The sequence below is a fragment of the Okeania hirsuta genome (assembly GCF_003838195.1).
Taxonomy (GTDB): Bacteria; Cyanobacteriota; Cyanobacteriia; order Cyanobacteriales; family Microcoleaceae; genus Okeania; species Okeania hirsuta.
Genome location: NZ_RCBY01000183.1, coordinates 1 through 14,944, shown reverse-complemented (window position 1 = coordinate 14,944; position 14,944 = coordinate 1). Strand labels below are relative to the sequence as shown.

Below are 14,944 nucleotides of genomic sequence, written 5' to 3'. Positions count from 1 at the left end.
CCCATGTAATTTTCCTCCTGTCTCCTGTCTCCTGTCTCCTGTCTCCTTCTTCAATTCCCCCTACTCCCTACTCCCTACTCCCTCTTTACTCCCTCTTTTCTGGAGATATCTAATTATCCAGACATGATATAACTTCTGACTGTCTTGAGTGTGTCTTATAGCAATGAGCGCTGGTATATTTACAAATTGCAGGATGGGCAAAATAGCTAAAAGTCTTATATTATCGGCAATTTATTCCCCCTTCCGGAACTGTTGCCAGATGAGCTGTTGCCTGCGCACAACGCTATAAATTCTGGAGGCGATGTGTGCGGAAACATTTCCGCACCAGAAAAGCGCCGCAGGAGACCTCAGAATTACACACTCACTTCTAACTTCTGACTTCTGACTTCCCTACGCTCCACCCCGTAACTTATCTAATACACTCTTGTCCTGTAACGTTGAAGTATCCCCAGCAATTTCCTGACCTGCCGCCAGAGACCGTAACAACCTTCGCATAATCTTACCAGAACGAGTTTTAGGCAAATCCTCAGTAAAGCGAATCTCACCAGGACGAGCGATCGCTCCAATCTCCTGGACAACGTGCTGCTTCAATTCCTTCTCCAAAGTCTCACTTGCTTCGCGATCGCCTTCTAAAGTCACAAAAGCCACAATATCCTCACCCTTAACCTCATCAGGTTTACCAACAACTGCAGCTTCCGCCACAGCAGAGTGAGACACCAATGCCGACTCTACCTCCATAGTACCCAGACGATGACCTGCCACATTAATCACATCATCAACACGACCCATCACCCAAAAATAACCATCCTCGTCTTTGCGAGCACCATCACCAGCAAAATAAAGATACTCACCATTCTTCGGACTCAGATACTCCCAATAAGTACGACGGAAGCGATCATTATCACCATACACAGTGCGCATCATGGAAGGCCAAGGATGCTTAATCACCAAATAACCACCACTGCTACCATCCACTGGATCTCCTTCCTGGTTAACAATATCAGCAATAATGCCAGGAAAAGGCAAAGTCGCCGAACCTGGTTTAGTCGGAGTTGCACCGGGTAGAGGAGTCAGCATAAATCCACCTGTTTCAGTTTGCCACCAAGTATCAACTATTGGACACTTACTGTCACCAATGACACGATGGTACCACATCCAAGCTTCTGGGTTAATCGGTTCTCCTACTGTTCCCAACAAACGTAGAGAAGTTAGATTTCTGGAGTTGGGATGTTCTTCTCCCATTTTCATTAATGCCCGGATAGCAGTAGGAGCAGTGTAGAAGATGGTAACACCATATTTTTCTACTACATCCCAGAGACAACCAGGATTAGACGCTCTAGGTGCGCCTTCATACATGAGGCTAGTGGCACCGTTGGAAAGGGGGCCATAGACAATATAACTGTGACCTGTAATCCAACCTACATCAGCAGTACACCAATATACATCCGTGTCTTGGAGGTCAAATGCCCATTTATTGGTAACGTGGGTGTAAAGATTATAACCGCCTGTAGTGTGTACGACTCCTTTGGGTTTACCTGTTGTGCCACTTGTGTACAGAATAAATAGCATATCTTCACTATCCATCGGTTCCGCTGCACATTCGCCAGAAGAACCTTTTTGGAGTTCATGCCACCAATGGTCTCGCCCAGACTCCATGTGAATTTCTTGGGCAGTGCGTTTGACAACTAAGACATTTTCCACAGTGGGGGCACCTGCTATTAATGCTTTGTCTACTTGTTCTTTGAGAGGAACAATAGCATCTTTACGCCAACCTCCATCAGCAGTGACGACTAATTTAGCCTCAGCATCGACGAGGCGGTTTTTTAAGGCATCAGCACTGAATCCACCAAAAACAACAGTGTGGGGAGCGCCTATTCTTGCACAGGCCAACATAGCGATTGCGGCTTCAGGAATCATCGGCATATAAATACCCACGCGATCGCCTTTTTTCACTCCCAATTGCTTGAAAACGTTGGCCATCTGGCAAACCTCCCGATGCAGTTGGGCGTAGGTAAGGGTGCGAGAGTCTCCGGGTTCTCCTTCCCATATTAGGGCTGCTTTGTTTCGTCGCCAGGTGTTAAGATGACGGTCAAGGCAGTTATAGGAAATGTTAATTTTGCCATTAACAAACCATTTAGCAAAAGGTGGTTGCCAGTCGAGAACTTTGTCCCATTTTTGGAACCAGTCTAATTCTGTTTCGGCTAGTTCTGCCCAAAATCCTTCTGGGTCATTTCTAGCTTTTTCGTAGAGTTGTTTGTATTCCTCTATGCTTTTAATATGGGCTGCTTGGGCAAATTGTTCCGGTGGTTGGAAAAGACGTTTTTCTTCTAGGATTGATTCGATAGTTGATTCTGACATTTGTTTTTTGTATTTTATAGTTACTTCTAATAATTATTGTTAACCTAGAATGAACATCAGAATCTTTATTTTTTTTAAGCTAGCTTTAAGATTTGTAGAGGGTAATACCCATCTGTCTTGTGTTCAAGAATCAATACCATTTAGAAAGAAATTAGTCAATAGATGAAAGTATTTTAATCTCAATATTTGTAGAAATATTTTGAGTAGTTTTGAAGAAGAAGTTTTGAAGAAGGCAGAAGGCAGAAGGCAGAAGGCAGAAGGGAAAATTGCATGGGGACTCTAACCCCAAACAATTTTGAGCACCCCCGTTGACGGTGGGGTATTAAACCCATAAGGGAAATGATAATACAGGAGCCATAAGTCAGGAGAGAAATTGGGATGGGAGTGAGAATCTCAACCTATTTCTGTCAACTGGTAGAAGATGGGGTATTTAACCCAAAATCAGCAAGGGCCTGATCAAGAAAATTCAAAAAACATTCTGATTAATTCTGGCTCCTGACTCCTGAGGACTGACTCCTTAGCCCGAAGGGGCGATAATATCCTAATAGTTAACCCTTTATACTGTTAATCAAGCGCTACAATATTTATAGTGATATAAAAAAACTTTTTTACAGATTCTAAGATGGGTCTTAATGTAGGAGGATGATTGCAAGCAAGAGAAATCGAGCCTAAGCTAAAACAACTTAGCAATCTTGCCTGGTCAACTGAACCTGCGTTAGCCCAGAGGTTAGATGAAGTAACACGCTGGATTAAGGATATTAGGCCAGGGTTGCTAATGCAGAAAGGAGTCTTAGTAGGATTTTTGTTAGAATTAATCAAGGATGGAGAATTTTGGTTGAAATTGCAATCCTTAACAAATGAAGAAAGGCAACTATTTTTAAAACATCTTCCATCACCAGTATCTTACTGGTATGAAAATCTTTTTCCAAAATGGTTTAATGAAAATGATCATAAATTTTATATATGGAAACAAAAGTTAAGATCGGGGGAATTTAATCAAGAAGATGCTGAACTACTAAAATCTGTCTCTCGTCAGATTAAAAGTCGTGACGGGTGTGTTGTTCATCGTTATATAGCAGACTTGTCTATGGCAACAGATGTAATTGTGAGTAGTAGCACAGGTAAGCCTCTCTGTGTTCAACTTACTACTATGTCCGGAGAATTATGTAATCATAAGTATAAGGAATGGAAAGATACACTACAGCAATGGAAAATTAGAAGGGGTATTTTTGTTAGTTATAATCCCGGACAGGATCGCTCAGTTATTCAATTAGTAAATCTTGTTCTGCATAACAGCAAACATTTAACGGAGGCTAAATATATTAAATTTTGTTTTAGATAGGAATTTGCTCAATTCCTATTATATTTCAACTTGCACATCAAACTACACATTTTAACACTAGGCAGGATACATGGTAACAATTAGCAAAACTCTGTCAAATAAAGAACGTTTAGAAAAAGTTTGGCACGCTCTCCAAGAGGCTCAAAAATTACAAGAAGACCGACTAACTTGGGGAATAAATCATGTCAATTTATACGTGGAAAATATTGATGGAGATTGGCTGGAAAAATGGGGTGAAAATGAAGAGGAATTAAGTGAAAAGTTACCAATCAATTCATAAGTTTACAACAAGTCAAAGGTTAAAAGACAAAAGTCAAAAATAATTGGAGAAACAGTAACAATGACTGAACTAAAAGTTTAGGATGGTATGAGCGATCGCCTTGATATTTTGTGATGGAGATGAAGAGCGATCGCTCGGAAAACTCAAGAGATACTTGGCTAAAAAGCAGAAGTTATATTATGTCCGCTTGAACAGTTATAAATAAACGACGGAGGAGTCAGGACTCAGAAGTCAGGACTCAGGAGGAAATAAAAAAGAAGAAAGAGGAGGAGAAAGAGAAAGTTTTTTATCACCCTCTTATCCGGACATGATATTAAAATTATCCAACACTCTCAGTATTAGGCTTTTGATATGTTCTATAGCAGAAGGAAGAAAGAAAAATTGACGTTGCTTAAATGTAATGATAATTAGACATCTACTCCACCCATAGGCAGTAGGGAGTAGGCAGCTTTGCTGTAGGGGTAAAGAATTGATAATTTCTTTGGGATATAGATATTGATTTTTGATTCTTGGAGATGTCTATTAGCTAAAGGTAAAATTGAAAAACTGATGTTTTGCACCCAAAGTTAATCTCAAAATCATTACCACTCAGCAACGCCGAAAAATTTGCTGTCGTTTGATTTTTAAGCTTTTAGTATGTCCTAACCATTCCTTAGACCATTCTAACAGCTATAGCTACTGCTGTATGTAAAAAATGTCACGCCTAAAATGGAGATTTTTATGAGCAATTTTACAGAATTACCTGCAAATCTTCCTATCCCAGTAGATGATGGAACTTGTAATCACCTACAAGGTTTGTTTTTGCCATCACTTACTTTACCTTCAACCCATAACAGATATGTAGATTTATCTAAAATTTCAGGTTACGTCGTTATTTACTGTTATCCCATGACTGGTAAACCAGGTATTCTACTACCCGAACAATGGGACAAAATTCCTGGAGCAAGAGGATGTACCCCTCAATCATGCGCTTTTCGAGACCACCACCAAGAAATAACAGAGTTCAAAGTGCAAGTATTTGGCCTCAGCACACAAAAAATTGAATATCAGATAGAAGCAGCGAAGCGACTTCATTTACCTTTTGAACTTCTGAGTAATAGTGATTTAAACTTTTCCCAAGCGTTAAAATTGCCAATATTTGAAATAGAAGGAAAGCAACTACTCAAAAGAGTTACATTAATTGCACAAGCAGGAAAAATTCTCAAAGTTTTCTATCCAGTATTCCCGCCTGATAGAAATCCTGATGATGTAATTGATTGGTTACGAAATAATCTCGTGTAATAGTTAGTCAATAATCAGCTTAACAGTCATAGCAATTACATATTTTAAAAGCTCATTATTTATGCCCAAAACGAATTTAATATTTAAGAAAGATAGAATATTTGATTATAGATTTTCACCCTAGTTATATTATTTTTGGATAATGAGTTATATCATGTTCCCCCTCCGGGGGAGCTACGCTAACGGTTGAATACTTATAAATAACTTAGTGAGGAGTCAGGACTCAGGACTCAGAAGTCAGGAGGGAAGAAAAAAGGAAGGTAGAAAAGTAAAAACAATTTCAGTATTTCTTCGGTACTGTCAGTTCTTAAATTTTATTTATAACTGACACGTCCGAAGATGGTATTATAGCACTACGCATTAAGATGAGGACAGCTAAGAAACTTCAAAACATTACAGTTAAAAGTTTTGACTCTAGCTGATAGCTGTTTGTGTAGCATTCCGTAGGAAATGCTTATAGCTATATAATAAAATTTCTCTCTATAGTTTTGTTCTATCCCTTTAAATACTTGTCTTAGGGCTAAAGCCAAACTACAAACATAATATTAGACACTATGCTACCTCAATTTACTGCTGATTTTTTCAGATTTCAAAAAACTCTAAAAAATGCCCAATTGTCTGATTAAATTTTTCTGGATCTACCAAAAATGCCCAATGATTTCCCGGAACTTTTTCCATTTTTAAATTCCTTAAATATTTCCGATAAGGCTTAATTTGCAACTCACTTCTATTTACACCTTTTTCCGGTTGAATAAATAAGGTAGGCACATCAATATATTCTGTTAAACCAGACACCTGCATCACCTCTTCAAATATTTCATCCCGCGCCGGAATCACAAATTTACTTCCCCACTTACCATCAGCTTTTTCCTCCATACTTTCCTGAAAAACCATCTGTTGAAATTCGCTCCAACCTGCATATTTTCCTAACTTCTTTGCCTGAGCTTCTGCCTCAGCAAAACTATCAAATGGACCCATGCCTTTGAGGGTTTCTAAAGTCCGATAAAGAATAGGAAAAGTAACTTTAATTAATCCTGGCATTTTGCCAATAAAAATTGGGTCTATCAAAATCATACTTTTAAATATTTCTGAATTTTGTCTTGCCCAAATACAAGCTAATTTTCCTGTCCAAGAATGACCTAAAATATGAGCATCAGACCAGTTTAAATGCTCCATGAGCGCTTCTAAATCAGTAATTGTTTTCTCAAAAGTATACCCACTTTCTGGTTTTCCACTTTCTCCATGACCGCGCATATCTGGCGCAACAATATGATATTTATCCGCTAAATACTCTCCTAAACTTGACCAAACTAAAGCCACATCTGCCAAACCATGTAATAGCAAAAGTGGCTGTTTTTTCTCTTGACTTTCCTCTGACTGCCACTCCAAGTAAGAAAGTTGAATATCAGGTAAATTTAAAGTTTTGCGAGTATAAACCATAATTAAAAGTGTTTCTCAAGTTACTGTAGCTAGCTTTGGCTTTTTATTTTATCTTCCGAAGCAATCTCAATCTTACTTAGTAATTACACTTTAAACAAACGGAGTAGAGTCAACCATCACCTACAACATAATTTTTCATTTTATGAAGCACCAGAAAGCCGAATCAAAAAAAGAGCTTGCATCCTCAAATCAAACTTGATAGTATAGTGTTGGTGGGTCGGTTTCGCCCCTACGCATGATGTTTTATTCAACATAAATTGACAGCTAGGCGATCGCCAATCTCCAGAAAAACCACCCCAGGGTTAACGAAGTCAGAACTCAGAAGTCAGTAGGGGGGGGAACGGCCGTTCCCCCCCTACAGAAGTTATTTTTGTAACGGGGATTTGAGAAAAGCTCCAAAAATATTTCGCCGATCAAGGCGGGGTTGCGCGACCCATATTATTTTAATCAAAAATAATCATTTTATTGAGCACCAAAAAAAGTCGGCGGGGAATCAAAAATGAGCTTGCATCCCCAAACAAATTTTGATAGTATAATGCTAGTGGGTGGAACTCACCCCTACACATGATGTTTTATTCAACATAAAAACCCTAGAACAAAGAAATTAATATTTATTTACCCTACAACTTCAAACATCAGAAAAAAACAATATTAAACCATGAATAGTTCCGAACAAACCTCTTGGAATAACATCATCGAAGCCTTCCGCCAAATCTGGGGATATGATAATTTTCGACCACCACAAGGAGAAATAATTAGTTGCTTATTAAAAGGAAAAGACGCCTTAATAATCATGCCAACTGGAGGAGGAAAATCAATCTGTTTTCAACTACCAGCTCTACTAAAAACAGGCTTAACTTTAGTAATATCCCCCTTAGTTGCCCTGATGGAAAATCAAGTTCAAGAATTGCGCGATCGCTCACTTCCTGCCTCTCTTCTCCATAGTCAAATTCCCAATTCCCAAAAACAAAAAACCCTTCAAGCATTACAACAAAAAAAACTAAGATTACTTTATCTTTCCCCAGAAACATTATTTAATCAAAAAGTTTGGAATTTGCTCTGCCAACCCCAGATAAAAATCAACGGTTTAATATTAGATGAAGCTCATTGTCTAGTACAGTGGGGAGAAACTTTTCGTCCTGCTTATCGTCGTTTAGGAGCAGTACGTTCAGCACTAATTAAATCTAAAGCTCCAAGTACTAAAATTGCTATTGCCGCCTTTACCGCCACTGCCGACCCCCAAGCCCAAAATATTATCAAAAAAACTTTACAACTGCAAAACCCACAAGCATTTTTACTTAGCCCCTACCGAAATAACTTATATTTAAAAATTCAAAAAATTTGTACTCCTAGAAGTCGCCGTCAACAGTTATTTAAGTTTATCAAAACCAGAGAAAAACAGGCAGGTTTAATTTACGTTAGAACCAGAAAAGACAGTGAAAACTTAGCAGAAATATTACGACAAAAAAATTATAAAACTATAGCTTATCACGCAGGTTTAAGTGCAGAAGAAAGACGAAATATAGAGAAAGCTTGGATAGGTGGAGAAATAAATTTTGTGGTCTGTACATCTGCCTTTGGTATGGGAATAAATAAACCAGATGTGCGGTGGGTAATACATTTTCAAGCACCATCACTTTTGTCTGAATATATTCAAGAAGTCGGTAGAGGAGGTAGAGATGGGAAACCTGCCGAAGCTTTAACATTAGTCAGCGAACCTACTGGTTGGTTAGACCCAGAGGATAAGCAAAGACAAAAATTTCTAGTGGATAAGTTGCGATCGCAACATCAAACAGCCCAAAAATTAATCAAACAACTGCCAACTACAGGAAATATTGATACTGTAACAGATGAATTTCCTGATGCAGCGATCGCCCTCTCTATCTTGCACTCTTCTGGAAAACTGAGATGGCGCGATCCCTTTAACTATATTATGAATAAATCTGCTACTGGCAAAACAGCATCCTTAGATTACAATTCCGGTATTCAGGAAACAAATAGATATTTCACCACTAGCAAATGTCGATGGCAGTTTTTACTACAAGCATTTGGCTTTTCTAAGGAAGCTCAGAATATGCGTTGCGGTCACTGCGATAACTGTATTAGAAAAGGAAGAGGAAAAATATTCAACAATTGATAATTAGGGTTTGCTGAAAAAGTCTTTTAGTAGGAGACAGGAGACAGGAGACATGGCTTGGGAGCGAGGAGGTAGGAGCTAAGTTTTGTCCCAAGATTGTTCTCCCCAACTCTTGCACAAAATGCTAGTTTTTTCAGCTTTACTGACCGAAAAGCTGGCACTTTTTTTCAACCTAATAAGGCTGAAACCTTAAATCTTAATTATTCAGGACTTACGCAAAGGCACTATGTATAGATTCAATTAACTATTGGACAATAGTTTCGACTGCTATATATAGCGTATCTGCGTAAGTCCTATTATTATTAGGTAAAGCACAAGATTTTTCCTTCTTCTTCCTTCTTCTTCCCTCCTGACTCCTGACTCCTGACTCCTCAATCGTTATTTATAAGTATTCAAACGAACATGATGTAAAGCTATTTCCTACAAATTGACTCAGACTTCAATTTTGCTTGATGCTCGCAGCGAAAACCATCCTTGCACCATTGTGCCATATTTACCTGTGTCAATTTTAGCACATCAGCACATTTTGGTTCTATTATCTTACTTCCCACAGCCCAAAATAAACTACGAATTACATCTAAACCAGTCTTGAGATGAGATTCTCTATTACCAGGCACCCCTATTTCCTCAACAATATCAGTTTCTACCCATATTCCATTAGCACCCAAAATAATCTGTGCTAACCATTTAGCTCTGGGTAAATGAGTAGGAGATGTTACCAGTTTAATATGCTCCACTCCCCATTTCTTGAGAATTGGCAAAGTAAAATAGAAGTTACCAAAAGTAGATTTAGCGCAATGTTCTAACCAAACCTTCTCTACAGGAGCATTTTCCCGTTGAAATAATCCCACAAGACAAGGGTCTTTAGATCCAGCAGAAATTAATATTGGGGTCTGAGGATATTGTTTAGCCACTTGAGCAATATAAATTTCCCGTTTAATACTCCCACCTAAAACTAAATAAGTATCCACAGGAGATTTTGCTGCAGACTGGAGTGAAATAGTACTTCCCACCAACCACACTAATAGACTAGAAAGTATAGAAAAAAGCAAAAACAGCAATATTTTCCTGATTTTCTGATTGCCACGAATGTTTGGATTTCCTGTCATAGAAATTATAGCGGGTTATTTGAGCTTACCTCTAATCTGCCCACTGCTCCTCCTGTTTCCTATTTTTTATAGAACCCATTTGATATCCTTGTAGATGGTATGTGCTTTTGGCATAGAAGTCAGGAAATTCAGAAATAGAATAGGGAAAAAAGGTAGAAAAATGCTCCCTATTCCCCTACTCTCCCACTTCCCCCACTTCCCCATTCCCTCACTTCCGTCCCATAACGCTATAACTATTGATGAATCAGATATAATTTCCTATATCAGAGCGAATCTGGATCGACACCCAAATCGCGTAATTTAGCAGCTAATTTTTCGGCCCGTTGCTTTTCCTGTTCGGCCCGTTGCTTTTCCTGTTCGGCTTGTTCGCTACTCCACAACAACAAATTTTCGGACTTATCCCACCATCTAAGCCAGCTAATATTTTGCCCTAGTCTTTCCCCTGGCCAAATTCCCAAGAACAAGTCTAATTCCGGTATCCAAAAATGTCCATTCTCATTAGCTGACTCGAAGCAATACTTTCCATCCTGCAAACTGCGCACCTCTAAACTCCCTTCGTAGGGGTCATAAGTTACATAGGTTGGTACTTTGAGGATATGTTCATAAAAGTAAAGTTTGCCGTATGGTGGAGTCGAACGCACTGATAGTTCCCCACATTCTGTTTCTGAGAGGAACTCCATCACTACAGCTACAGGAGCGCCTTCTAGATGGGGAGTGTAACTACGGCGAATTACCCCCTCTGGCACTGGTTGTACTTGGGGGACATAAAACCAATCGGGAGCCTTGACAACTATTTTTTTGTTGACAGTGGCTACTAATCCGAAATTTGAACCAATGAGCATTTGAGGTTGAATGAGCAATGCAGCTCCCAAAGCATCAGTCAGAGCAGCAGCAAGAATAGGTTGTTGAATATTTTCCACTGGGTCGTCTGGTAAGGTAAAGTCTGCTGGTAGTGCTTTCCAAGTTACTGTTGGTTCTGGTTTAGTGGATTTTATTTGTAGAACCATTTTTAGTGTCTATCTTATGGCTAAGGGTGGACTGTATTTGTATTATTATAGATCCCAAATGGGTTCTATTTAAAAATAGATGGGGAGATGGAGAGATTCGAATATTTGCACAATTTTTTATATTTCATATAATTTTAAGTCCTCATGGAATCTGATTGAAAAACTTTCTCTTACAATACAATAGTGAAATTCTTAGGGAACTCCCTACATTATTTTCGCACCTATGTCTATTAATCACCACAGTTATTCAGAAGATTCTGGTAAGACAAAACGCATTTCTCCATTTTGATCGATTTCTACTTTCCCTCCAAGCTTGAGAATTTCTTGTTGAGCGCGATCGCGTACTCTTTGGTCTCTTGTTTGACCGTATACCCACAACCAAGCATTAAACTTGATTAATTTACTATCGGGGTCTCGCTTCAGAAATTCTGCTGTTTGTCTAAACAGAGATGTTAAGCTTTGATATGATGTATTTTCAGCCCATTCAGCTGCCATTTCATGAGAATCAATTGCTCCAGGAATATCACCTACTAACAGTAATTGATCTATACCTTTCCATCTCCATACTTGCCAAGCTTTCGGATCTATTTCTGAAGAAAGTACATCGGTACCACGAGTCATATATTCTACCGCGACTTCTGGTTTACCTTCATATATAGATAAAGAGTTAGACACAAATAGATATGTATCAACCCATCTTGGATCTAAGCGGGTGATGATATCAAAGTAATCTTCACTAAGAGAATAACCTGTTTGATTTCTGGCAGTGTCGTCCCCGAAATATTGCAAAAATTGGAGAAACACCCAATCTGCAATCAAATTATCAAATCCAAAAGTTGGAGATGCCTTCAATAATTTTAGCTGTAGAGCTTCTTTTTCTTCAGCTTCTACTGCTTCTGCCAAATCTAAAACGATTTTCTCTTTTAAGGGAGAATTTTCTGAAGGCCAGAATACTTGTAAAGTTATTATACTTCCTAAAGCTGTTATGAAAACGGCTAGATTTACGAATGAACCTAGCCAATTTGAGGTTTTGGCTTTTGTTTCCATCATGTCTTAAATTTTTATGTAAAGAAAACTAACGAGCGAGAGATCAAAAATTACAGTAGTTTTCGACTTAATTTAGTTACAAGTCGATCCGGCTTTTAGCAACATAGAATAGGAATAAAAAAGCAGGAAAATTAATCATCTTTTTTCCCTCTTCCTTCTTTACTTCAAGTTAAACTGTACTTATTCATCCTAAAAAGTACTTTCAACAATTAATAATTAATAGTTACCTCTCCTTTAAAACAGATAGGATTGACTAATCATGAAAATTTTTCTTTATTATCCCCTTAAAAGGGGAAGCTTTAAACCACAATTTTTCGGTAAGAGGATTATCAGTTAATTTATTTTAATTACTTAACTCTTCTCAAATATAGAGTTAGAGACAATAGTCGTAACGGTAAAATTTGACTAGACAATAAATTCCCTTGTCACTATAGATACAATAATAAATATATTCAGCTAATATTGTAGTATATTAGACTTCTTTCAAAAAAATACTATCCCATATATCATAAATTAGTGGGAATGTCAATATCAATAAATGTCCAACTACTAAAAAAATTCAATGAACTCAGCCTCAAAACGCAACTCCATCCTTCAAGCCATTTTGTACAGTGGAGCGATCGCTACAACCACAGCTTTATCTTTATTGGCTCCTACCCTGAGTAAGCCTGCTGAGGCAAATTTAGAAAATAGCCCGAAAGCAGTTCTGGATGAAGCATGGCAAATTGTCAATCGAGACTATGTTGATGGTAGTTTTAATCAGACAGATTGGCAAGCGACTAGGCAAACTTTGTTAGAGAAAAACTATACTTCTAGCGAACAAGCTTATGAAGCATTACGTCAAGCATTAGATCTACTTAATGACCCATATACTCGTTTTCTAGACCCGCAGCAGTTCAAAACTTTGACTAATCAAACATCAGGGGAAATGTCTGGAGTGGGAATGCAGCTAAAGGAGGATGAGCTGACCAAAGTAATTACGGTAGTGAACGTTGTAGAAAATTCTCCAGCTATGAAAGCAGGTTTATTACCAGGAGATCAAATCCTGGAAATTGACGGCAAACCTACTGCTAGTTTGAGTGTATCAGCAGCAGCAAAACTAATTCGAGGTGATTTGGGTACAGATGTTGTACTGCAAGTCATGCGTTCTGGAGAAACAGAATTTGATGTAACTTTAACCAGGGCGAGAATAGAATTACAAGCAGTTCGTTACGAGCTTAAGCGTGAAGGGAATAAACGTATTGGCTATATTCATTTACAAGAATTTAGTGCCCACGCTGGAGAACAAATGCAGAAAGCGATCGAAAATCTGGATAATCAAAATGCTGATGGTTATGTTTTAGATTTGCGGGGCAACCCAGGCGGTTTATTGCGCATTAGTATAGATATTGCTCGGATGTTAATGGATCAAGGTGCTATTGTTAGCACAGTTAACCGTAATGGAGAAAAGCAAGAATTGCGGGCAAACCGTTCAGCTTTAACTGATAAACCAATAGTCGTTTTGGTAGATGGTGACTCAGCTAGTGCTAGTGAAATTCTAGCAGGGGCACTTAAAGATAATGGTCGTGCTGTTATTATGGGAGATCAAACTTTTGGTAAAGCTTTAGTACAGTCGGTGCATTCTTTATCAGATGGTTCGGGTTTAGCAGTAACTATTGCTCACTATTACACTCCTAAAGGAACTGATATTAGTAAAAAAGGTGTTACTCCTGACGTAAGTATAAATTTGACAGATTCTCAAAAACGGCGCTTATATCGGCAACCAGGCGTGCTCGCTACAATATCAGACCCTTATTATTTTAGAGCGGTAAATCTATTGAAAAATAAAATATTGGGTAGTGGTGCATAGTAATGATATAATCGGCTTTGTTGCATCCAGATTGAAATATGCCTTGCCCTCAATGTAACTCCCAAAAATTTGTCAAAAATGGACATACTCACTACGGGAAACAAAGATTCAAATGCAACAATTGTGGGCGACAATTTGTTGAAAGCCAACCCGACAACCCATTAATCACTCAACAGGTGAATTCATCAATCAACTTCTACTGGAAAGGATGTCGCTGGCTGCCATCGCTCGCGTAACTGGAGTTTCGTCACCTTGGCTTCAATACTATGTCAATCAGAAATACTACCAGGTTCCCAAACAAGTTGAGGTGACTAAAAAAAACCAGGTCGATTAATTGTCCAGATGGATCAAATGTGGTCAGATGTAGGGTCAAAAGCAAAAAAACAATGGATTTGGCTTGCGATTGAGGCCAGAACAGGAGAAATTATGGGAGTATATATTGGTGATCGCACTAGCCAATCAGCAAAGCAATTGTGGCACTCACTTGCTCCAGTTTACCGTCAATGGGCTATTTGTGACACCGATTTTGGGCCAGCTTACTCACAAGTATTACCCAGTAAGCGTCACCGTGGGGTTGGCCAAGAAACTGGTGATACAAGTTATATTGAACGATTCAATCATACTTGACGTCAAAGAGTTTCCAGCTGAGTAAGTAAAACTTGATCATTCTCAAAATCTCTCGACAATCATATTGGTGCAATTTGGTATTTTGTTGATCACTATAATGCTAGTTTACTCACTTAGATCATTGCTATACTACATTTTAAACTTCAATTGTATTACAAAAGAATACATAAATCATCATCAGAATTTTAGCTAACAAATTAATTGATAGAACATAAAAAAGTATGTGAAATGAGTATTCCTGGTGAACTAGGAAGTTCTGTTAGCAGCGGAAAACACAGGAGGAATTAAACTCCTGTCAAGAGCATCAATCAATTAAGGATATAGCTATCAAGAACTCTCAAAAACCTACGGGGGGATTCAACAGAGATGGTTAATAGTTGACTTTCAACTACGCATCTGTATCGGATTTGAAAAACAACCATAAGGGGGTTGGTAAGGGGGTGCTGGTTTCCCCACTCCTCCACAGG

At 38.5% G+C, this 14,944-nt stretch carries 10 protein-coding genes and 1 pseudogene; 6 read left to right on the top strand and 5 right to left on the bottom strand.

The genetic code is table 11. From position 1 onward, the window contains the following. Positions 1–390 precede the first annotated feature (390 nt). Positions 391–2,358: an acetate--CoA ligase gene (gene acs / locus D5R40_RS23795; protein ID WP_124146866.1), complete on the bottom strand. Its 1,968-nt coding sequence runs from the start codon at positions 2,356–2,358 to the stop codon at positions 391–393. Positions 2,359–3,004: 646 nt separating this feature from the next. On the opposite strand from acs, the gene D5R40_RS23790 reads away from it, so the two are divergent. The 3 genes from D5R40_RS23790 to D5R40_RS23780 all read left to right on the top strand — a co-directional run bounded on the left by D5R40_RS23790 (position 3,005) and on the right by D5R40_RS23780 (position 5,261). Next, positions 3,005–3,700 carry a hypothetical protein gene (locus tag D5R40_RS23790; RefSeq protein ID WP_124146865.1) on the top strand — a complete coding sequence of 232 codons (696 nt, stop codon included), beginning with the start codon at positions 3,005–3,007 and terminating at the stop codon, positions 3,698–3,700. A 70-nt stretch (positions 3,701–3,770) separates the two neighbouring features. Further along, a complete protein-coding gene (locus D5R40_RS23785) occupies positions 3,771–3,980 on the top strand; it encodes a hypothetical protein (RefSeq protein ID WP_124146864.1) in 210 nt (69 codons plus the stop codon). A 720-nt stretch (positions 3,981–4,700) separates the two neighbouring features. Beyond that, on the top strand, positions 4,701–5,261 hold the full coding sequence (locus D5R40_RS23780; protein WP_124146863.1) for a peroxiredoxin: 561 nt from the start codon (positions 4,701–4,703) through the stop codon (positions 5,259–5,261). 582 nt (positions 5,262–5,843) lie between these two features. On the opposite strand, the gene D5R40_RS23775 is transcribed toward D5R40_RS23780, so the two are convergent. Then, positions 5,844–6,701, bottom strand: coding sequence for an alpha/beta fold hydrolase (locus tag D5R40_RS23775; protein ID WP_124146862.1), 858 nt, complete (start codon positions 6,699–6,701; stop codon positions 5,844–5,846). A gap of 658 nt (positions 6,702–7,359) precedes the next feature. Between D5R40_RS23775 and D5R40_RS23770 the strand changes: the two genes are divergently transcribed. Continuing rightward, the gene (locus tag D5R40_RS23770; protein WP_124155304.1) at positions 7,360–8,838 is read left to right on the top strand and encodes a RecQ family ATP-dependent DNA helicase; all 1,479 of its coding nucleotides are present in this window, start codon (positions 7,360–7,362) and stop codon (positions 8,836–8,838) included. Positions 8,839–9,251: 413 nt separating this feature from the next. On the opposite strand, the gene D5R40_RS23765 is transcribed toward D5R40_RS23770, so the two are convergent. The 3 genes from D5R40_RS23765 to D5R40_RS23755 form a co-directional block, all read right to left on the bottom strand. Continuing rightward, positions 9,252–9,947 carry a YdcF family protein gene (locus D5R40_RS23765; RefSeq protein ID WP_124146860.1) on the bottom strand — a complete coding sequence of 232 codons (696 nt, stop codon included), beginning with the start codon at positions 9,945–9,947 and terminating at the stop codon, positions 9,252–9,254. A 263-nt stretch (positions 9,948–10,210) separates the two neighbouring features. After that, entirely contained in the window at positions 10,211–10,954 is a 744-nt protein-coding gene (locus tag D5R40_RS23760) for a Uma2 family endonuclease (RefSeq protein ID WP_124146859.1), read from the bottom strand. Positions 10,955–11,197: 243 nt separating this feature from the next. Next, positions 11,198–12,004, bottom strand: coding sequence for a hypothetical protein (locus D5R40_RS23755; protein WP_192901186.1), 807 nt, complete (start codon positions 12,002–12,004; stop codon positions 11,198–11,200). Between the two features lie 559 nt (positions 12,005–12,563). Here D5R40_RS23755 and ctpB point away from each other — a divergent pair. Both ctpB and D5R40_RS23745 read left to right on the top strand, forming a co-directional pair. Continuing rightward, positions 12,564–13,850, top strand: a complete 1,287-nt coding sequence (gene ctpB, locus D5R40_RS23750) for a carboxyl-terminal processing protease CtpB (RefSeq protein ID WP_124155303.1) — start codon at positions 12,564–12,566, stop codon at positions 13,848–13,850. A gap of 38 nt (positions 13,851–13,888) precedes the next feature. After that, positions 13,889–14,594 (top strand): annotated as a pseudogene (locus D5R40_RS23745) (IS1 family transposase). Positions 14,595–14,944 lie beyond the last annotated feature (350 nt).

Coding starts and splice junctions, on each gene's coding strand:
- acs (WP_124146866.1), bottom strand. CDS start 2,358: ATGTCAGAATCAACTATCGAATCAATCCTAGAAGAAAAACGTCTTTTC.
- D5R40_RS23785 (WP_124146864.1), top strand. CDS start 3,771: ATGGTAACAATTAGCAAAACTCTGTCAAATAAAGAACGTTTAGAAAAA.
- D5R40_RS23780 (WP_124146863.1), top strand. CDS start 4,701: ATGAGCAATTTTACAGAATTACCTGCAAATCTTCCTATCCCAGTAGAT.
- D5R40_RS23775 (WP_124146862.1), bottom strand. CDS start 6,701: ATGGTTTATACTCGCAAAACTTTAAATTTACCTGATATTCAACTTTCT.
- D5R40_RS23770 (WP_124155304.1), top strand. CDS start 7,360: ATGAATAGTTCCGAACAAACCTCTTGGAATAACATCATCGAAGCCTTC.
- D5R40_RS23765 (WP_124146860.1), bottom strand. CDS start 9,947: ATGACAGGAAATCCAAACATTCGTGGCAATCAGAAAATCAGGAAAATA.
- D5R40_RS23760 (WP_124146859.1), bottom strand. CDS start 10,954: ATGGTTCTACAAATAAAATCCACTAAACCAGAACCAACAGTAACTTGG.
- D5R40_RS23755 (WP_192901186.1), bottom strand. CDS start 12,004: ATGATGGAAACAAAAGCCAAAACCTCAAATTGGCTAGGTTCATTCGTA.
- ctpB (WP_124155303.1), top strand. CDS start 12,564: ATGAACTCAGCCTCAAAACGCAACTCCATCCTTCAAGCCATTTTGTAC.